Source organism: Streptomyces sp. NPDC023527 (assembly GCF_055560115.1).
In genome coordinates this window covers 199,660-217,697 of the sequence record NZ_JBVHJJ010000015.1, presented here as the reverse complement: position 1 = coordinate 217,697, position 18,038 = coordinate 199,660, and the positions used below count along the sequence as shown (strand labels likewise).

Sequence of the window (18,038 nt, the reverse complement as noted above, 5' to 3'; positions counted from 1 at the left end):
GGGGTGGTGTGTCGGGCGTAAAGCGAAGCAGCCCGACACACCACCCCCGCAGGCCCGACCCCGACCAGCCACAAGCCCCGCGCAGCGGACACCGCAACGGACACCGCAACGGAGTTGTCAGCCGTGGCACCCACAGTCCGCGACCTTCGTCGCGAGACGGTCAAGCGCGCGGACCGCGCCCTCACCATCCGGCGCGCCCTCCGTCATGAACGCGAAGGTGAGCACGCGACCCGTCGTGTCGACCACCGTGCCGGCGAGCGTGTTCACGCCCGTCAGGGTGCCGGTTTTGGCGCGTACGTAGCCGCGGCCGGCGGTCTCGTCCGCGTAGCGGCTGCGGAGGGTGCCGGTGAAACCGGCCACCGGCAGGCCCGTGAGGACCGGGCGGAGCTCGGAGCGGCGGGGGTCCGCCGCTCGTACCAGGAGACGGGCGAGCAGGTCTGCCGAGACCTGATCCGCCCGGTCCAGGCCGCTTCCGTCCGCGACATGCGAACCCGTGAGGCCGAGTCGGTCGAGGCGGGCCGTCACCGCCTTCGCGGCGCCCTCGAAGCTGGGGTCCTGGCCGTCGGCCACGGCGGTCGCGCGGGCCAGGGCCTCGGCGATGTCGTTGTCGCTGTTGGTGAGGGTGCGCTCGACCAGGGCGGACAGCGGCGGGGAGGAGACCGAGGCGAGGCGTTCCGCGTTCTTGCCCGCCCGGCCGGTGGCGGGATCGCCGTCGATCTCGACGCCCTTGTCGCGGAGGAGGTCCGCGAACTTGCGGGCGGCGTCGGCGGCCGGGTCCGCCGAGCGGTCGGCGGGGCCGTGGTCGGAGTCGTCGAGACGGCCCTCGTCGACCATGAGGGCGCTGACGGGCGCGATGTTCTCGTTCGGGCCGATCGGGTGCGCGGCAGGGCCGGTGTAGCGGGAGGTGTCGTACGCGAGCTTGATCCGGCCCTTGCCACGGAGCTTGCGGGCGGTGGCCTCCGCGAGGGCCGGCAGGCTCACGCGCGCCGTCAGCGTGGGGTCTCCCCCGCCGACGAGCACGACCTGGTCGCCGTCGGCCACGACCGTCGTGTCGATGCGGTGGTCCGGCCCCAGGGCGGACAGCGCGGCGGCCGCGGTGGCCAGCTTGACCGTGGAGGCGGGCGTGTAGGCCGTGCCCTCGTCGGAGCCGTAGAGGCGCTGCCCGGTGGCGGCGTCGTAGACGGCGGCCGAGTGCCGGTCGCCGAGCGCGGGGTCCTTCAGCAGCGGTTCGAGCGCGGCGGCGAGCCCCTCCCGGGCGACACCCCGGCCGCCCGCGGTGGCCAGGACCGGCGGTGCGGCGGGGTGCTCGGGACGTACGTGACGCTCGCCACCCGGGGCGGCCCCCGCCGCCGCGCGGTCGCGCTCGGCCTTACGCTGTCCCGAGTCCCAGGGACCGGCGGCCCCCACGGCGCCGGCCGCGGCCACCAGGCCCGCGAGGGCGGATACCGCGACGAACCGCACGGTCCGGCGTTGTACCGGTGGGGTGCTGCGCCACCACCTGATCTGCCACGACCTGGCCTCAGGCACCACGGACCAGCCCCTTTCGCCACCACACGCCTGCGTGAGGGACACTTAATCACCAGACGTATGTGTTGATCATGGAGGAGCCACCCGTGGAGTTCGACGTCACCATCGAGATCCCGAAGGGTTCGCGGAACAAGTACGAGGTCGACCACGAGACGGGTCGCATCCGCCTGGACCGTCGACTCTTCACCTCGACCAGCTACCCGGCCGACTACGGCTTCGTCGAGAACACTCTCGGTGAGGACGGCGACCCGCTGGACGCCCTCGTCATCCTGGACGAGCCGACGTTCCCGGGCTGCCTCATCAAGTGCCGCGCCATCGGCATGTTCCGTATGACGGACGAGGCCGGCGGCGACGACAAGCTGCTGTGCGTTCCGGCGAACGACCCGCGCGTCGAGCACCTGCGCGACATCCACCACGTGTCGGAGTTCGACCGCCTGGAGATCCAGCACTTCTTCGAGGTCTACAAGGACCTGGAGCCGGGCAAGTCCGTCGAGGGCGCCGACTGGGTCGGCCGCGCCGAGGCCGAGGCGGAGATCGAGGCTTCCTACAAGCGCCTCGAGGCCGCCGGCGGCGCCCACCACTAGTCGCGGAGCACCACGACGCCAGCCCCCACCGGCCCGTTTTCCTCCCCACCACGGGAGGGGACGGGCCGGAGCGGGTTGTTCGCGGGGCGTAAAGCGAAGCAGCCCCGCGAACAACCCGCGGAGGCCCGGCACCGCACCTGGACAGCCCCGCGCAGCGGATAAGCCCCACGCAGCGGGAAACGGCGCCGCACGAGCCAAACGGCCGCGCGCAGCGGAAACCGCGCCAGCGGAACGGCCGCGCCCGGAACCGCGAAAGGCTCCCTAGAAGCCTCGCGTCCGCTTCGCCGCCCGCCGAGACGCCGCAGCCCCCGGCACCTTGATGAACAGCCGCGCCATCTCCGACCCCAGGTTCACCCCGATCGCGATGGCCAGTGCCAGCGCCGCCGCCTTGGTCAGGCTGGAGATGCCCGCGTTCATCTCGTTCTTCGCGAAGTTGAGCAGCGCGAAGTACGTCGCGCTACCCGGCAGCAGCGGGCCGATCGCCGCTGTGACGTACGGCAGCGCGGACGCGTACCGGTAGCGGGACAGCAGCTGGCCGAAGAGGCCGACGAGGCCGGCGGCGATGGCCGTGGCGGGCACCGGGTCGAGCCCCGCGGTGTCGGCGAGGGCCGCGTAGACGACCCAGGCGACGCCGCCGTTGAGGGTGGCGGCCAGGACCGTGTGGCGTTCCTGCTGGAGCAGGACGGCGAAGGAGAAGGCCAGCAGCATCGCGGCGACGATCTGGATGAGGGGCCGCTCCCGGTGTTCCAGGGCCGCCTCGGGGTTGAGGGTGCCGCCGCCGATGTGCACGCCTCCGTAGAGGACGATCAGCACGCCGCAGACGATGCCGGCGATGAGGTAGCCGACTTCCAGCAGCCGGGCGGCGGCGGTGATGTAGTAGCCCGTCAGACCGTCCTGTACGCCCGCCACGAGCGCCCGCCCGGGGATCAGGGCGAACAGCCCACCGGTGATCACCGCGGACGCCTGGACGTCCGCCTGGACGGCGCTGAGGGCCACGCCCATCGCCGCGGGCGGCATCGCGGCGGCGACGAACTGGTAGAACTCCGGCAGTCCGCGCCCGGAGGCCAGCCAGGCGAGGCGGTCGCCGAGCATCGCGCCCGCGGCCGCGGCGAGGAAGACCAGGAGGCCGCCCCCGACGAGCATGCTCGCCGCGCCGGCGAGCAGCCCGGAGGCGGCGGTCAGCCCCCAGCCGGGGTAAGGGTGGCGGTTGCGGCGTATCTCGGCGAGGCGGCCGTAGGACTCCTCCAGGGTGAGGCCGCGCGTGGTGATGTCGTGGACGAGCCGGAAGACGGCGGAGAGCCGGTTGTAGTCGGTGCCGCGGCGGCGCACGGTGCGGTTGGCGGTGACCGGGTCGTCGACGAGGGACGGCTGGTAGCTGACGGTCAGCAGGGTGAAGGTGACGGTCGGCTCGCAGCGGTCGAGCCCGTAGGCGTGCGCGACGCCGAACATCGCCGCTTCGACGTCCTCGGCGCCCTCGCCGCCGGCCAGCAGCAGCTCGCCGATGCGCAGGGTCAGGTCGAGTACGCGCGGTACGGGCGGGCCGGGCTCGTCGGGCTTCTCCGCGCGTTCGGGTACGGGCCGCTCGCCGACCGGCATCCGCAGCATCGTGCGCATGCGGTCCTGCCAGGGCGTCTCCTTGGTGAGGCTGACCCTGGGCGTGCCGTACGGCGGGGTGAAGGCGGCATAGGGCGTGCCCTGGGTGGTGCTGGGGCCGACGGTGCCCGCGGGGAGGGAGAAGGCCGAGCCCTCGGACTCGGCCTCCGGCTCCGGGGCGACGCCTTGGGGGATGGCGAACTCGGAGGTCGGGTGCTCGTCCTCCGGCGGGGGCGGGAGGGGGACGCCGAGCGGTGGGGTGAAGGCGCTGCGCGCCTCGTCGGACGACGGCTTGCGGTCCTCGGCCCCATCCGTGTCCGAGGCGCTGCCGCCCCGCTTCCGATCCGCCACCACGTGCTCCTCATACGCCCCGCCTGCTACGGCCACCATGCCTGATGTGTGGCTCGGGTGCCCAGTGGGGTCATTGGGCACACCTCACGGGGCGGGAGGAGCGTCGGATATCGGACGTGCGCGGGGACCGTCAGCGCTTGGCGTGACGGCCGCGCTGGGCCGGCGGGCGGCCGTCGTGCGGGGCGCCGGGGGCGGTGGGGGCCTTCTTCGCCTTGGAGCGGGCGCGCAGCAGCTCGATGGCGACCGGCACCACGGAGATCAGCACGATGCCGACGAGGATCAGCTCGATGTGCTTGTTGACGAAGTCGACCTTGCCGAGCGCGGAGCCCAGCAGGGTCACGCCGGCGCCCCAGAGCAGGCCGCCGATGATGTTGAAGGTCAGGAACGAGCGGTAGTTCATCCGGCTCACGCCGGCGATGATCGGCGTGAACGTCCGGATGATCGGCACGAAGCGGGCCAGGACCAGGGATTTCGGCCCGTACTTCTCGAAGAACTCATGCGCCTTCTCCACGTTCTCCTGCTTGAAGAACCGGGAGTCGGGTCGCTTGAAGAGCGAGGGCCCCACCTTGCGGCCGAAGAGATAGCCGGCCTGGTCGCCGAGGACGGCCGCGAGCACGATCAGCAGCGTGACGAGCCACAGGGGCTTGTCGATCTGGTCGGTGGTGACCAGCAGGCCGGTGGTGAAGAGCAGCGAGTCGCCCGGCAGGAAGAAGCCGATCAGGAGGCCGGACTCCGCGAAGACGATGGCCAGGACGCCGATCAGACCGAATTGCTCGATCAGATAGTTCGCGTCCAGCCACTGCGGGCCGAGCGCGAGGGTGGTCATGGGGGTCACGGGTGAGTGGCTCCTGGGTCGTGGGCGCAGGCTCGTGCGAGGCCCGGGCACAGGCGGGGTGGGGAGGGTGTGCGGCCCCAAGTTATCAACGCCACCGCCGGACCCCCGGTTCCAGTGGGTGCCCGCACCCTCTCCCCAAGTGTCCCCCGGCCCGGCTCAACCGGACGCACCCCGCATGCGTCCGGGACAACAACCGACAAAACTGCACACACGGAGGTGGATGCAATGGGCATCGAGGAGTTCGGCGGCGGTCAGACCCAGTCGGATGTGCTGGTGGTCACGACGAACGATGTGCCGGGTCACCGCGTCGACCGGGTGATCGGCGAGGTCTTCGGGCTGACCGTGCGCTCCCGCCACATCGGCAGCCAGATCGGCGCGGGCCTGAAGTCCCTCGTCGGCGGTGAGCTCAAGGGCCTGACCAAGACCCTGGTCGAGACCCGCAACCAGGCCATGGACCGGCTGATCGAGCAGGCGCGGGCGCGCGGCGCCAACGCGGTGCTGATGTTCCGCTTCGATGTGACGGAGGCGGCGGACGTGGGCACGGAGGTCTGCGCGTACGGCACGGCCGTCGTCATCTCGCCGCGGCAGTGACGCGGTGATGACGCGGCGGTGAGCGGGTCGGTGCGGGGCCCGGGGCCCCGCACCTCATTCCCGATCACGGGCTCCGGCTACCGCCCCAGCCCCCTCCACCTCCGCAGCGCCAACGGCACGAACACCCCCAGCAGCACCACCGGCCACACCACCGCCAGCGGCAGGGCGTGGGACGCCGCCCAGGAGTCGCCGCCCGTGCCCGGGTTGCCGAAGAGTTCGCGGACCGCGGCCGCCGTCGACGACATGGGGTTCCATTCGGCGATCGTGCCGAGCCAGCCCGGCATGGACTCCGCCGACGCGAAGACGTTGGAGAGGAAGCCGAGCGGCCAGATGAGGATCTGCACGGCCTGGACGAGTTCGGGCCTGCCCGCCACCATCGCCAGGTAGAGGCCGACCCACAGCATCGCGAAGCGCAGCAGGAGCAGCAGTCCCACCGCGGACGCCGCGTCCACCGGGCCGGCGTGCCAGCGCCAGCCCATCGCCAGGCCCGCGCCGACCATCGCGGCGAGGCCGAGCGCCGACTGGAGCATGTCGAGGGCGCTGCGGCCGACCAGGACGGCGGAGGAGGCCATCGGCAGGGTGCGGAAGCGGTCGATGACGCCCTTGTCGAGGTCCTGGGTGACGGCGACCATCGTGGCTTCCAGGCCGAAGGCCATGGTGAGCGTGAGCATGCCCGGCACGAGGAACTGCTTGTAGTCGCCGCCGCCCGCGACGGTCATCGCGCCGCCGAGGAAGTAGGCGAACATCAGCAGCATCATCACCGGGAAGGCGAGCCCGACGACCACCTGTACGGGCTGCCGGGCCCAGTGCGCGAGGCCGCGCCGGGTCATGGTCCAGGAGTCGGTGAGCACCCAGTTCGCGGAAGCGGTCATCGGAGAGCGCCCTCCTTCTCGGGGGCGGCGTCGCCGCCTGTCATGTGCAGGAACACCTCGTCCAGCGTCGGGCGGCGCAGGGCGATGTCCTCCGCCTCGACGCCGGCCGCCGCGAGGGCTCGTACGGTCCCGGTCAGCGCGGCCATCCGGTCGGCGACCGGCACGCTGACGCGGCGCCGGTCGGGGTCGGCCGTGGGCGCGCCGGTGCCGACCGCGGCCGCCACGGCGGTCGCGGCGGCGAGCTGCCCGGCGTCGCGTACGACGATGTCGACGCGGTCGCCGCCGAGCCGGGCCTTGAGCTCGTCGGCGGTGCCCTCCGCGACGGTCCGGCCGGAGTCGACGACCGAGACGCGGTCGGCGAGCTGGTCGGCCTCCTCCAGGTACTGGGTGGTCAGCAGGACGGTCGTGCCGCCGTCGACCAGGGAGCGGACCGAGTCCCACACCTCGTTGCGGCCGCGGGGGTCGAGGCCGGTGGTGGGTTCGTCCAGGAAGAGGACCTCGGGGGACAGGACGAGCGCGGCCGCGAGGTCGAGGCGGCGGCGCATGCCGCCGCTGTAGCGGCTGACGGCCTTGGATCCGGTGTCGCCGAGGCCGAAGCGGTGCAGCAGTTCGTCGGCGCGGGCGCCGGCCCGCCGGCTGCCCAGGTGGTAGAGCCTGCCGAACATCTCCAGGTTCTGCCGGCCGCTCAGCTCCTCGTCCACCGCCGCGTGCTGCCCGAGCAGCCCGATGCGGTGGCGGACCTCGTCGGGGCTGCGCCGGACGTCGTGGCCGGCGACCTCGGCGCGGCCGCCGTCGGGGCGCAGCAGGGTGGACAGGATCCGTACGGCCGTGGTCTTGCCGGCGCCGTTGGGGCCGAGCATGGCGTGGACGGTGCCCCGGGGGACGGTGAGGTCGAGCCCGTCGAGGGCGTGTTTGGCTCCGTAGGTCTTCCGCAGTCCTTCGACAACGATCGCGTGATCGGTGTCCGTCACAGCGCTCTCCTCCCACTGTAGTCAAGTTTGACTACTTGACTGCGAAGGTAACCCCGATCCCGCAGCTAGTCAAACTTGATTAAGCGTCCGGTGCCTTCGAGGTCTCCGGGGCCAGGCCGCCCTTCCAGGGCTCGCCCTCCCCCGCCATCACGTACGCCCCGCCCTCAAGGCGCTCGATCAGCCCCCGCGCCCACTGCTCACCGCTCTCCGCCGTGTGCACCCACATCCCCATGATCTCGCCGATGTGGCCCCAGTCCTCGCCGTGGCCGGGGGTCCAGTGCAGGCGGATCTCCTCGCCCCACGCGCGCAGCGACTCCACGCGCTGCTTCAGCAGGGCGATCGCCTCCGCGCGCGGCAGGTCGACGATGAAGCCGACGCCCGCGGTGAGGACGTCGACCTTCTGGTCGTGGGAGGAGAGCGATTCGCGCAGCAGCCGGAAGTACTCCGCCTCCCCCTCGGCCGTCAGCTCGTACTCCGTGCGCGGCGGCCCGCCGGCCTCGCTGGGCGCGACGTCGTGCGCGATCAGCAGGTCCTGCTTCGCCATGCTCTTGAGGGCGTGGTAGATCGACCCGGGTTTGGCGTTGGACCACTCGTGCGCACCCCAGAACTCCAGGTCGTTGCGCACCTGGTAGCCGTGCGCCCGCCCGTGCTGACGCACCGCCCCCAGGACCAGCAGCCGGATCGCCGACATCGTCTCCTCATTCCACCCGGTCTGTACTGCGACTCAGACTAGGTGGATACCGCGGCTACGCCCCGCTCAGCCCTGGTCGCTCACCCTTCGACCACCCGCTTCGCCTCGCCCTCCCCGGCCGCCTTCGCCGCCTCGTCGACGAGCTCGAAGGCGGTCCTGCCGTCGAGGGACTCGCGGATGATGTCGGCGTGGCCCGCGTGCCGGGCGATCTCCTCGACCAGGTGCAGCAGCAGCCAGCGCATCGACACCCGGGTGGCCGGCGGGAACCAGGGCGCGTCGGGCAGCGGGAAGGTGTCCTCCAGGCTGGGTACGGAGCGGATGAAGTCCTCCGTCTCCGCGGCGATCCCCTCCCAGCGGGCCAGCACCCCCGCCACGGTCTCGCCGTCGAGCAGCCGGAAGGTGTCGCCCCACTTCTCCGGGTCGGGCTTCACGTCCGGCTCCCGCTCCTGAGCCATCCGCACCCAGAGGTGCTCGGCCCCCGCGACGTGCTTCAGGAGCCCGCCGAGGGTCAGCTCGCTCGCGGTGGTCCGCTGCCCGGCCTGCGCGTCGGTCAGTCCGAGCACCGCCCGGCGCAGGCCACCGCGCTGGGCCTCCACGAACGCGAGCAGCGTGCCGCGCTCGTCGGAGGGAGACGTCTCGATCACGTGCGTCACCATGGGGTCCGCCTTTCGTCGTGCCGCGAGCTTCCGCCGCCGGTTCCGCCACCGTCGGCCTCGTGAGCACCACCGTAGGACCGATATAGGACAGTTGCGGTCCTAGAAGGCTCTTCGGGACGTCCCAAAAGGCCGCCTAGAAGGGGAACTTGCTCTTCCCGTGCTGGATCGAGATCCACTTGGTGGTGGTGAAGGCGTCCACCATGGAGTCGCCGTTGAGCCGGCCCAGCCCCGAGTGCTTCTCGCCCCCGAACGGCACGATCGCCTCGTCGTGCACGGTCCCATCGTTGACGTGGATCATGCCGGTGTCGATGCGCTTGGCCACGCGTACGCCGCGCTCGACGTCCCCGGTGTGGACGGCGCCGCTCAGCCCGTACGGAGTGGCGTTGGCCAGCCGGACCGCCTCCTCCTCGCCGTCGAAGGGGATGATCAGGGCGACCGGGCCGAAGATCTCCTGGCCCAGGATCGGCGAGTCGGCCGGCAGACCGGTCAGCACCGACGGCGCGACGAGCGTCCCCGCCGTCCCGCCGCGCAGCAGCGCGGTCGCCCCCTCGGCGATGGACTGGTCCACCAGGGCGTTGATGGCCTCGGCCTGGCCGGCGTGTATCAGCGGGCCGATGTGGGTGGCCGCGTCCCTCGGGTCGCCGACCTTGAGGGTCCTGACCTTGGCGACGAACTTCTCGGTGAACTCCCGCTCCACCGACCGGTCCACCAGCACCCGGTTGGCCGCCATGCAGACCTGCCCCTGGTGGATGAAGCGGCTGAAGACGGCGGCGTCGACCGCGTAGTCGAGATCGGCGTCGTCGAGGACGATCAGGGCGCTGTTGCCGCCGAGTTCGAGGATGACGCGCTTGAAGTGCGCGGCCGCGACCGTGGCGACGTGCCGGCCGACCTTGTCGGAGCCGGTGAAGGAGATCACCTTCGGCACCGGGTGCTCGATGAGGGCGTCACCTATCTCGGCGATGTCGGTGACGACGACGTTGAGCACCCCGGCGGGCAGCCCGGCCTCCTCGAACACCTTCGCGACCAGCCCGCCGCCGCATATGGGCGTGTTCTGGTGCGGCTTGAGGACGACCGCGTTGCCGAGCGCCAGGGCCGGCGCGACGGACTTCACCGACAGCAGGAAGGGGAAGTTGAACGGGCTGATCACCCCGACGACCCCGACCGGCAGCCGGTAGAGGCGGTTCTCCTTGGTGTCGTCGGGCGAGGGCAGGATGCGGCCCTCGGCCCGCAGCGCCAGATGCAGCGCCTCGCGCAGGAACTCCCGCACCAGGTGCAGCTCGAAGGCCGCCTTCACGCGCGTACCGCCGCACTCGGCGGTGATCGCGGCGGCCAGCTCGCACTCGCGGTCGTCGATGATCCGCAGCGCCCGCTCGAAGACGAGCCGGCGGGTGTACGGGTTGGTGGCGCCCCAGTCCCGCTGCGCGCGCTCGGCGGCGCGATAGGCCTGGTCGACCTCCTTGACGCTCGCCACGGTGATGGAGGCGAGCTTCTCCCCGTCGTAGGGGTTGAAGTCCACGATGTCCCAGGAGCCGGTGCCGGACCGCCACTCGCCGTCGATGTACTGGAAAGCCAACTCGTCGAAGTAGGACATGTGCCATCCCTGCCTGGAGAAACGGGGGCGCTCAAGGGCACCCGAACCGGACTGCGCGCTCCTGATGGGACGTCATCGTACTGATGTGTCAAACGAGTTGGAGCAGACGCCGCAGCAGATCCCGTGACGCGGCAGGTGACAGGCTGTCCTCGTGCAGCCGCTCCATCGCCCTTCCGTACTGCGCCACCTCGTCGGGCTTGTCCAGATACAGCGCGCTGGTGAGCTGCTCCAGATAGACCACGTCGGACAGGTCGGACTCGGGGAAGCGCAGCATGGTGAAGGCGCCGCTCTCGCCCGCGTGCCCGCCGTGCGCGAAGGGCATCACCTGGAGGGTCACATTGGCCTGTTCCGAGATGTCGATGAGGTGCTCCAGCTGCCCGCGCATGACCGCCTCACCGCCGTACGGGCGGTGCAGAGCGGCCTCGTCGAGGACCGCGTGGAAGTGCGGGGCACGCTCGGAGAAGAGCAGCTTCTGGCGCTCCATGCGCAGCGAGACGCGGCGCTCGACCTCGGCCTCCTCGGCCGTGGGCTGGCCGCGCACGACGACGGCCTGGGCGTAGCCCTCGGTCTGGAGGAGCCCGTGCACGAACTGCACTTCGTAGATCGAGATGTGCGAGGCGGCGCCCTCCAGTCCGACGTACGTCTGGAACCAGCCCGGCAGGACGTCGCCGTAGCTGTGCCACCACCCGGCGACATTGGCCTCGCGGGCCAGGCCCAGCAGCGCCTCGCGCTCCAGTTCGTCCGTGACGCCGTAGAGCGTGAGCAGGTCCTCGACGTCACGCGCCTTGAAGCTCACCCGCCCCAGCTCCATACGACTGATCTTGGACTCGGACGCCCGGATCGAGTAGCCGGCCGCCTCGCGTGTGATGCCCCGCGACTCACGCAACCTCCTGAGCTGTGAGCCCAGGAGTATGCGGCGCACCACAGAACCGCTCGACTCGCTCGTGGCCATCTTCGCGACTCCTCCTCTTCCGGTCCTGTTCCGGCCGTGCCGCTTCCGCACCCTTCCGGGGGCGACCCCCGCTGCCCCCGGCGGTGAAGTCTGCCACCTCCGGGCTCCGTTGAGTGTGCATCCGATTACCCAGGTGGGCGCAGTCCGGACACCGTACGAAGGAGGGCGTAGGAAGAATTACCCCTTAATGTGAGCGTGCGCCCCCAAAACCCCCACGTGCACGTGCATCTGCCCTTGCATCCGCCCCTTCCATTGGGAACCATGGGGGACGCACACGTGCGTGTCACGTCCACGATTGCCAGGAGTGCCTCGGATGGGTACCGAAGGATCGACTGTGCTCTCCCCCCTGTGGCGAGGGCTGCCACCGATCGCCCCATCGGCCGTCTCCAACTCGGCCTCCTGTGCCCTTCCTCCCCGATTCGAGGCGGTCCGCACCGCCCGGAAGTTCACGAGAACGACGCTCCAGCAGTGGGATCTGCCGGGCCTTTTCGACGACGTCGCGCTGGTCGTCTCGGAGTTGGTCACCAATTCCCTGCGTTACGCCCTTCCCACCGACCCCGTGGGCACCGGATATGAGCCGCCGGTTCGGCTGCATTTGATGCGCTGGGCGTCACGGCTGGTGTGCGCGGTGCGGGATCCCAGCGAAGAGAGCCCGATAGCGGGCGAACCCGACGCCTCCGCCGAGTGCGGGCGCGGGCTGATGCTGGTGGAGTCCTTCAGCGACACCTGGGGCTGGCACCCGCTGGCGGGGGCGCTGCACGGCAAGGTCGTGTGGGCGCTCTTCCGCCTGCCGCGCGAGCTCGACTGACGGGCCGTCGGCCGTCCGGCCGGTCGCTCAGGCCGTTCAGTCACCCAGGCCGTTCAGTCGCTGAGGTCGCTCAGTCGCTGACCAGATAGTCGAATTCGCCGTCCTTGACACCCAGCAGCATGGCTTCGATCTCGGCCGGGGTGTAGACGAGAGCGGGGCCGTCCGGATGACGGGAATTACGCACGGCGACCCCGCCATCCGGCAGCTTGGCGAACTCCACGCACGAGCCCTGGGAGTTGGAGTGCCGGCTCTTCCGCCAGACGACGCCGTCGAGGTCCGCGGCAGCCATGCCGTTGTACGCGTGAGGCACAGGACTCTCCCGGAGTATTGCGGGTGGTACCCCGGCATGAATGATGGGGTTGACAACTACTCCGGATCATAGCCGCGTTCATGTGCTTCTGCATGAGCCGATGCACGTGCACTTACGGTGTCCCCACGGCTACTTGGCGAGTCCGCCCCGCCGCTACTTCCCGTTTCCGGAGTACGGGAGGAGCGCCATCTCACGGGCATTCTTGATCGCCCTGGCCAGCTGCCGTTGCTGCTGCGCGGTGACCCGGGTCACCCGGCGGCTGCGGATCTTCCCGCGGTCCGAAATGAACTTCCGCAGCAGGTCGGTGTCCTTGTAGTCGATATAGGTGATGCCCGCGGTTTCCAGGGGGTTGGGGCGCGGCTTGAGGATTTTGCGGTGATCGGGCCGACGGGGCACGGGAGGAAGTCCTTTCGGGAAGTGTCGCGGGGCGGAAGCCCTTGCGGGACGGAAGGTCTTACGGAACGCGAGGTCTCGCGGGCTTTCAGGAAACCGGATCAAGAAGTGCGTCGAATGCCGTCGAGAGCAGGCGCCAGGCGTCCGGCCCCGCCTCGTATTCGGCGTCGGTCAGCAGGCACGAATCCAGCAGCGAGCGCAGCCCGTCGCAGTCGAGCCCGGGCGAGGTGAAGGTCAGGTGCTGGAGGCGGTCGCCGTGCTCGGGGTCCCAGTCCAGCGCGGCGGCCACCCGCCGCTCCGGCGGCACCATCTCCCAGGCGGCGTCCGGCAGCGCGGCCAGCCACGGCCCGGCACTCTCCACGCACAGCGCGCCGCCGGCGCAGTCCCAGGCCAGCAGGGTGTCGGGCCGGTCGGCGAGCCAGAACCGGCCCCGGCTGCGGGCGGCGGCGCAGCAGAGGTCCTCCAGCGCCGCGTACAGCCGACCGGGGTGGAACGGACGCCTCCGCTGCCATACGAGCGTGGCGACGCCCTCCGCGTCGGCCTCCTGCGGCAGCAGCGCGCAGGCGGGGTGCTGCCGGGCGGCGGCCGCCTCCACGTCGAACCCGGCGACGGCCGCGGCGGCGAGCTCCTCGGAGTCGGCCGAAATCTTGCGTGCGGTGGGGACGAGTTGGTCGAGCAGCGCGTGGTCGACGGCGTCGGCGGGGTCCACGGGGGCACCGAACGCGGTGGGTTCGTCGCCCTGTGCGGTGGTGTCCTCCACGAGGGCGAGCACCGTGACGTACTCCAGCTGGCGGGCGAAGGTGTCCGCGACCGTGCGCTGGTCGGAGGCGGCGGCCGCGAGCCCCGCCTCGGCGAGGTCGTCGCCGCAGCCGAGGGCGGGCAGCACCAGGGCGGGGTCCACGGCGGTGAGGACGCCGGTCAGCCGGACGTCCTCACCGCCGTGGGCGGCCACGACCTCGGCCATGGCCTTGGGCTCGACGGAGTCCCACAGCTCGACGACGGCGAGCCGGCAGTCCCCACCGGCGGCGAGCCGCTTCAGCTCGGGCATCAGGTCCTCGCGCAGCGCGCAGCACGCGCAGTCGTCGACCAGCGGCGTATCGCCCTCGTCGAGGATGCCGGAGCGGTCCCGCACGGTCCGGCGAACCGTTCCGGCGGCGGCCGCCGCCAGGTCGTGGTGGAGTGCGACGCTGCCCGGCACGGTGTGCAGCAGACGGTCGACCGCGGTGCGGCGGGCGTCGGCGTGCAGCCCGCCCACCAGCACCACGGGCAGCGGGGCCTGCGACATCAGCGGGCCCCGCGCTTGCCGTAACGGCGCTCGAAGCGCTCGACGCGGCCGGCGGTGTCCATGACGCGGGCGGTGCCGGTGTAGAAGGGGTGGCTCGCCGAGGAGATCTCGACGTCGACGACGGGATAGGTGTTGCCGTCCTCCCACTCGACCGACGTGTCGCTGGTGGCGGTCGAGCGGGTGAGGAAGGCGTAGCCGGCGGCCCGGTCGCGGAAGACGACGGGACCGTAGGGCGGGTGGATTCCGGGCTTCATCGCTGGGTCAGCGCTCCTCTCGGTAGGTGACGTGACGGCCGACGACCGGGTCGTACTTGCGCAGTTCCATGCGGTCGGGGTCGTTACGGCGGTTCTTGCGGGTGACGTAGGTGTGTCCGGTCCCCGCGGTGGACCGGAGCTTGATGACGGGGCGTAGCTCGTTGCGGGCCATACGGGCTACTATACAGAAATGGTTTCCATTTTCATTAGGCCCATCGGGCCCGACCGCTCCCCGGAGGTCTGACCATGTCCGCCCACTGCCAACTCACCGGCCGCAAGCCCGGCTTCGGCAACACCATCTCCCACTCCCACCGGCGCACCGGCCGCCGCTTCGACCCCAACATCCAGTCCAAGCGCTACTGGCTCCCCAGCGAGAACCGCCACATCCGCCTGAAGCTCAGCGCCAAGGGGATCAAGACCGTCGACACGATCGGCGTCGAGGCAGCGGTGGCCCGCATCCGGGCCCGGGGGGAGAAGGTCTGATGGCGAAGAAGAGCAAGATCGCGAAGAACGAGCAGCGGAGGCTGACGGTCGCGCGCTACGCGGCGCGGAGGGCACTGCTCAAGGCGGTCATCCGCGACGCACGCGCTCCGGAGTCCGAGCGCCTGGCGGCGCAGCGGGAGCTACGGCGCCAGCCGCGCGACGCGTCCGCCACGCGCGTACGCAACCGGGACTCGGTGGACGGGCGCCCGCGCGGGTACCTGCGGGCGTTCGGGCTGTCCCGGGTGAACATGCGGGGGCAGGCGCACGCGGGGTTCCTGCCGGGGGTCCGTAAGTCGAGTTGGTAGGAGATGGGTCAAGGGGGGGCGGGGCCGGCCCCGCTTCCCCATGGCCGGGCCGGCTGTCAGCGCTTGCGCTTGGCCTGCTTCTTCTGCTTCGACAGGAGCCGCTGGGCTTGGAATTTCTTTCCCATGAGGGTCAGCACCTTGGCGAGTTCCTGGGTCGTATCCGTGGTGTCAGGGTGATCGTCACCCAGGATGCGCCGCCGACGGGCGCGTACCTCTTCGAGCAACTGGGCGGCTTCCGGGAGCCTGCGGAGGTGCCGCAGGCTGATGGCGAGGTTGTGAGCGGAGCCGAGGGTGTCGGGATGGTCGTCACCCAGAACGCGCCGCCGACGGGCGAGAGTGTCCTCGTCCATACGACGGGACTCCTCGTGCTCACCGAGGTTGTGCAGGAGGGTGGCGAGGCTGTGGGCGACGTGAAGAGTGGAGGGGTGATCCTCGCCCTGGACCCGCCGTCCGCGTGCGAAGGCGTCCTCGTTCAACCGACGAGCCTCCGCGGCCCCGCCGAGGCGATACAGGGAGCTGGCCAGAATGTAGGCGGCGCGGAAGGTGTCGGGGTGATCCTCACCCAGGACGCTTCGGCTTCGCGCATGAGCGTCCTCGCTCAACCGGCGGGCCTCCGCGTGCTTCCCGATCCCGATCAGGCTGAAGGCGAGGTTGAGGGCGGAGTGAATGGTGTGCGGGTGGTCGTCACCCAGAACACGTCGGCATCGCGCATGAGCGTCCTCACTCAACCGGTGGGCCTCCGCGTGCTCCCCGAGCGCGAACAGGTTGGGGGAGAGGATGAGGGCGGACTGGATGGTGTCGGGATGGTCCTCGCCCAGGACACGCCGCCGACGAGCGAAACAGTCCTCGTTCAGCCGGCGCGCCTCCCCGTAGTTTCCGGTCTCCGCCAGGCTGACCGCGTAGTTCTGGGCCGACTGAAGGGTGTCCGGGTGGTCCTCGCCCAGGACACGCCGCCTACGAGCGAAACAGGCCTCGTCCATACGCTGGGACTCCGCGATCCGGCCCGATCGGCCGACGGCGGCGGCCAGGTCGTTGGCGGACTGGAGGGTGTCGGGGTGGTCCTCGCCCAGGACCCGCCGCCGACGGACATACGCGTCTTCGATGACCGGCAACGCGCCCCGGACGTCCCCGAGATCGGCGGCCGCGTGCCCGAGGTATTGCATGCAGGTGAGCGTGTCGGGGTGGTCCTGGCCCAACTCGGCCTCCCATGAGCGGCGCAAGGAGCTCGTGAAGTCATGGGCGCTGCGTGGCTGTCCGCTCCGGATGAGGAACAAGGTGGCCTTGAGCAGGAGCGGCCGTAGTTCGGGGCGGTCGGCGAAGGCTTCGTGCCGGGCGGTGAGGTGCGAGGCCAGAGCCGCCCAGGTGGGCCAGGCCTCCGGAGTCTCCGGATCGCCTGGGTCGGCGTCGCGCAGGATGGTGACCACGTCGTCGCGGATGAGTCCGGCCTGCTCGGAGTCGGTCCGGCCGCGGAGTACGGCCTGGGTGAGGCGATGGATCTGGAAGCTCTCGTGGTCGAACCGGGCGAGCCCGTAGCGGCTGAGGGGTTGCAGGGCGTCGTGCAGCCACATGGGGTCCCCCGGATCGCCGGGAACGGTCGCCAGCTCGGGAAGAGCGTTCTCCAGCCAGCCGGTCGGGATGGGGTCGGGGCCGAAGAAGGCGCCGAGACGGAGGAGGGCCGCCGCGTCGGGGTGGTCGTTGTCGAGGCGGTCGGCGGCGATGCCGACCGCGGCCGCCAGGGACGCCGGGTAGCCGGGGGTGTCACCCTTCTTCAGCACCAGTGCGGTGTTGGTGGCGAGGAGCTGCCGATAGCGGTCGAGGGTTATACCGCCGCTGCCGACGACGCCGACGGCTTGCGCGAGGGCCAGCGGAAGGTCGCCGAGGTCGTCCGCGAGGACGTCCGCCTGCTCGGAGGCGATGCCCGGGACGCGGGCCCCCAGGTAACCGAGGGATTCGGAGCGGGTGAAGACGTCCAGGCGGGTCGGGTGGGCGAACCGGCGCCATTCGGGGTTCCGCGAGGTGATCAGGGTGTGCCCGGGGCCCTCGGGCAGCCAGGGTTCGATCCGCTCGGGATCCTCGACGTTGTCGAGGATGATCAGCCAGCGCCGCATGGTGCGCAAGTGGTCCAGCAGGGCGCGGGCGTTGGGCTCGGCCCCGGCCCCGGGCTTGGCGATGCCGAGGCGGTCGGCGAGCTCGGTGTAGTGGACGGGCACCTGGTCGGCCTGTTCGGCGTCGACCCACCACACCAGGTCGTACTGGCCGGCGAACCGGTAGGCGTACTCCAGGGCGATCTGGGTCTTACCGAGGCCCCCCATGCCGTGCAGTGCCTGCACACCGGCCTGCCGCCCGCCGAGCAGGCTCTCACGGAGCCGGGCGAGCAGCGCCTCACGGCCGGAGAACTCCAGATTGCGCCGGCGCCGCACGCTCCACACGGCGGGCTCACCGGTGCTGCCCGGCAGCCTCGGCCTCCCGCCGCCGGAGTCCTCGACCGGATCGGGTGCCGGAGGAGCTTCGGCGGGGAACGGCGGCGGGACGGTCGGGCGCGACCCGCCGTTGATGGCCTCGCGCAGGACGGCGAGAGCGGCCGCCTCGTCCAGTCCATGGAGGTCCTTGCGGATCTTCGGGGCCAGGAGCGGGGGGACATCGGCGGTGGAGAACGGTTCGAGCGCGAGGGGAATGATGCGATCCCTGCGGGCGAGGGCGGCGGTCCGCTCGTCCTCGGTCCACCGATCCGATGCGAAGTAGAGCTTGGAGAGCAGGGCCACGACGGCATCGGACTGTTGGAGCCCCTGCTCCATGTGCTGGACGAAGTTCTCGCCGGCGTTCCAGTCCCACACGTCGAGGACGACCCGGTGACCGGCCTGCTCCAGGTGCCAGCCCACCCATTCCGCCCAGGGGCGGTCCGGACCCGCGTAACTGATGAAGAACCGCTGTCTGGTGTCGGTCATCGCGTCCCCCCGAGTCACCATGTGCCTGGTGTTCCGTGTCG

20 protein-coding genes are annotated in these 18,038 nt (G+C 71.1%); 5 read left to right on the top strand and 15 right to left on the bottom strand.

Translation table 11 applies throughout. From position 1 onward, the window contains the following. Nucleotides 1-117 precede the first annotated feature (117 nt). Entirely contained in the window at nucleotides 118-1,527 is a 1,410-nt protein-coding gene (gene dacB / locus ACZ303_RS27755; RefSeq protein WP_467343189.1) for a D-alanyl-D-alanine carboxypeptidase/D-alanyl-D-alanine endopeptidase, read from the bottom strand. A gap of 86 nt (nucleotides 1,528-1,613) precedes the next feature. Between dacB and ACZ303_RS27750 the strand changes: the two genes are divergently transcribed. After that, nucleotides 1,614-2,111 carry an inorganic diphosphatase gene (locus ACZ303_RS27750; RefSeq protein ID WP_087926944.1) on the top strand — a complete coding sequence of 166 codons (498 nt, stop codon included), beginning with the start codon at nucleotides 1,614-1,616 and terminating at the stop codon, nucleotides 2,109-2,111. Nucleotides 2,112-2,372: 261 nt separating this feature from the next. Here the strand turns inward: ACZ303_RS27750 and ACZ303_RS27745 are convergent, their stop codons facing one another. Both ACZ303_RS27745 and ACZ303_RS27740 read right to left on the bottom strand, forming a co-directional pair. Next, nucleotides 2,373-4,094, bottom strand: coding sequence for a threonine/serine exporter family protein (locus ACZ303_RS27745; RefSeq protein WP_467343188.1), 1,722 nt, complete (start codon nucleotides 4,092-4,094; stop codon nucleotides 2,373-2,375). A 91-nt stretch (nucleotides 4,095-4,185) separates the two neighbouring features. Further along, complete coding sequence (locus tag ACZ303_RS27740) at nucleotides 4,186-4,881, bottom strand: DedA family protein (protein ID WP_467343200.1); 696 nt, start codon at nucleotides 4,879-4,881, stop codon at nucleotides 4,186-4,188. Nucleotides 4,882-5,115: 234 nt separating this feature from the next. On the opposite strand from ACZ303_RS27740, the gene ACZ303_RS27735 reads away from it, so the two are divergent. Beyond that, the gene (locus ACZ303_RS27735) at nucleotides 5,116-5,481 is read left to right on the top strand and encodes a YbjQ family protein (protein WP_467343187.1); all 366 of its coding nucleotides are present in this window, start codon (nucleotides 5,116-5,118) and stop codon (nucleotides 5,479-5,481) included. A 77-nt stretch (nucleotides 5,482-5,558) separates the two neighbouring features. Here the strand turns inward: ACZ303_RS27735 and ACZ303_RS27730 are convergent, their stop codons facing one another. The 6 genes from ACZ303_RS27730 to ACZ303_RS27705 form a co-directional block, all read right to left on the bottom strand. Next, entirely contained in the window at nucleotides 5,559-6,353 is a 795-nt protein-coding gene (locus ACZ303_RS27730; RefSeq protein WP_467343186.1) for an ABC transporter permease, read from the bottom strand. After that, nucleotides 6,350-7,324 (bottom strand): ATP-binding cassette domain-containing protein, encoded by a 975-nt coding sequence (locus tag ACZ303_RS27725; RefSeq protein ID WP_467343185.1) that lies wholly within the window; start codon nucleotides 7,322-7,324, stop codon nucleotides 6,350-6,352. Before ACZ303_RS27725 ends, ACZ303_RS27730 begins: the two co-directional genes overlap by 4 nt. A gap of 79 nt (nucleotides 7,325-7,403) precedes the next feature. Then, complete coding sequence (locus ACZ303_RS27720; RefSeq protein WP_467343184.1) at nucleotides 7,404-8,015, bottom strand: PadR family transcriptional regulator; 612 nt, start codon at nucleotides 8,013-8,015, stop codon at nucleotides 7,404-7,406. 80 nt (nucleotides 8,016-8,095) lie between these two features. Beyond that, entirely contained in the window at nucleotides 8,096-8,671 is a 576-nt protein-coding gene (locus ACZ303_RS27715) for a DinB family protein (protein WP_467343183.1), read from the bottom strand. Nucleotides 8,672-8,804: 133 nt separating this feature from the next. After that, nucleotides 8,805-10,262 (bottom strand): aldehyde dehydrogenase family protein, encoded by a 1,458-nt coding sequence (locus ACZ303_RS27710; RefSeq protein WP_467343182.1) that lies wholly within the window; start codon nucleotides 10,260-10,262, stop codon nucleotides 8,805-8,807. 88 nt (nucleotides 10,263-10,350) lie between these two features. Continuing rightward, complete coding sequence (locus ACZ303_RS27705) at nucleotides 10,351-11,214, bottom strand: helix-turn-helix domain-containing protein (protein ID WP_467343181.1); 864 nt, start codon at nucleotides 11,212-11,214, stop codon at nucleotides 10,351-10,353. A gap of 313 nt (nucleotides 11,215-11,527) precedes the next feature. Between ACZ303_RS27705 and ACZ303_RS27700 the strand changes: the two genes are divergently transcribed. Beyond that, the gene (locus ACZ303_RS27700; RefSeq protein WP_467343180.1) at nucleotides 11,528-12,022 is read left to right on the top strand and encodes an ATP-binding protein; all 495 of its coding nucleotides are present in this window, start codon (nucleotides 11,528-11,530) and stop codon (nucleotides 12,020-12,022) included. Between the two features lie 70 nt (nucleotides 12,023-12,092). On the opposite strand, the gene ACZ303_RS27695 is transcribed toward ACZ303_RS27700, so the two are convergent. The 5 genes from ACZ303_RS27695 to rpmG form a co-directional block, all read right to left on the bottom strand. After that, nucleotides 12,093-12,332 carry a DUF397 domain-containing protein gene (locus ACZ303_RS27695; RefSeq protein WP_467343179.1) on the bottom strand — a complete coding sequence of 80 codons (240 nt, stop codon included), beginning with the start codon at nucleotides 12,330-12,332 and terminating at the stop codon, nucleotides 12,093-12,095. Between the two features lie 153 nt (nucleotides 12,333-12,485). After that, nucleotides 12,486-12,728: a 30S ribosomal protein S18 gene (gene rpsR / locus ACZ303_RS27690; protein WP_467343178.1), complete on the bottom strand. Its 243-nt coding sequence runs from the start codon at nucleotides 12,726-12,728 to the stop codon at nucleotides 12,486-12,488. An 85-nt stretch (nucleotides 12,729-12,813) separates the two neighbouring features. Then, nucleotides 12,814-14,010, bottom strand: coding sequence for a CobW family GTP-binding protein (locus ACZ303_RS27685; RefSeq protein WP_467343177.1), 1,197 nt, complete (start codon nucleotides 14,008-14,010; stop codon nucleotides 12,814-12,816). Next, complete coding sequence (locus tag ACZ303_RS27680) at nucleotides 14,010-14,264, bottom strand: type B 50S ribosomal protein L31 (protein ID WP_467343176.1); 255 nt, start codon at nucleotides 14,262-14,264, stop codon at nucleotides 14,010-14,012. The genes ACZ303_RS27685 and ACZ303_RS27680 overlap by 1 nt, the downstream gene beginning before the upstream one ends. Before the next feature lie 7 nt (nucleotides 14,265-14,271). Further along, nucleotides 14,272-14,436, bottom strand: coding sequence for a 50S ribosomal protein L33 (gene rpmG, locus ACZ303_RS27675; RefSeq protein ID WP_467343175.1), 165 nt, complete (start codon nucleotides 14,434-14,436; stop codon nucleotides 14,272-14,274). 74 nt (nucleotides 14,437-14,510) lie between these two features. Between rpmG and rpmB the strand changes: the two genes are divergently transcribed. Both rpmB and rpsN read left to right on the top strand, forming a co-directional pair. Further along, nucleotides 14,511-14,747: a 50S ribosomal protein L28 gene (gene rpmB, locus ACZ303_RS27670; protein ID WP_467343174.1), complete on the top strand. Its 237-nt coding sequence runs from the start codon at nucleotides 14,511-14,513 to the stop codon at nucleotides 14,745-14,747. Then, nucleotides 14,747-15,052, top strand: a complete 306-nt coding sequence (gene rpsN / locus ACZ303_RS27665) for a 30S ribosomal protein S14 (protein WP_467343173.1) — start codon at nucleotides 14,747-14,749, stop codon at nucleotides 15,050-15,052. The genes rpmB and rpsN overlap by 1 nt, the downstream gene beginning before the upstream one ends. 56 nt (nucleotides 15,053-15,108) lie before the next feature. Here rpsN and fxsT read toward each other — a convergent pair whose 3' ends face one another. Continuing rightward, complete coding sequence (gene fxsT, locus ACZ303_RS27660) at nucleotides 15,109-17,997, bottom strand: FxSxx-COOH system tetratricopeptide repeat protein (protein WP_467343172.1); 2,889 nt, start codon at nucleotides 17,995-17,997, stop codon at nucleotides 15,109-15,111. Nucleotides 17,998-18,038: the final 41 nt, after the last annotated feature.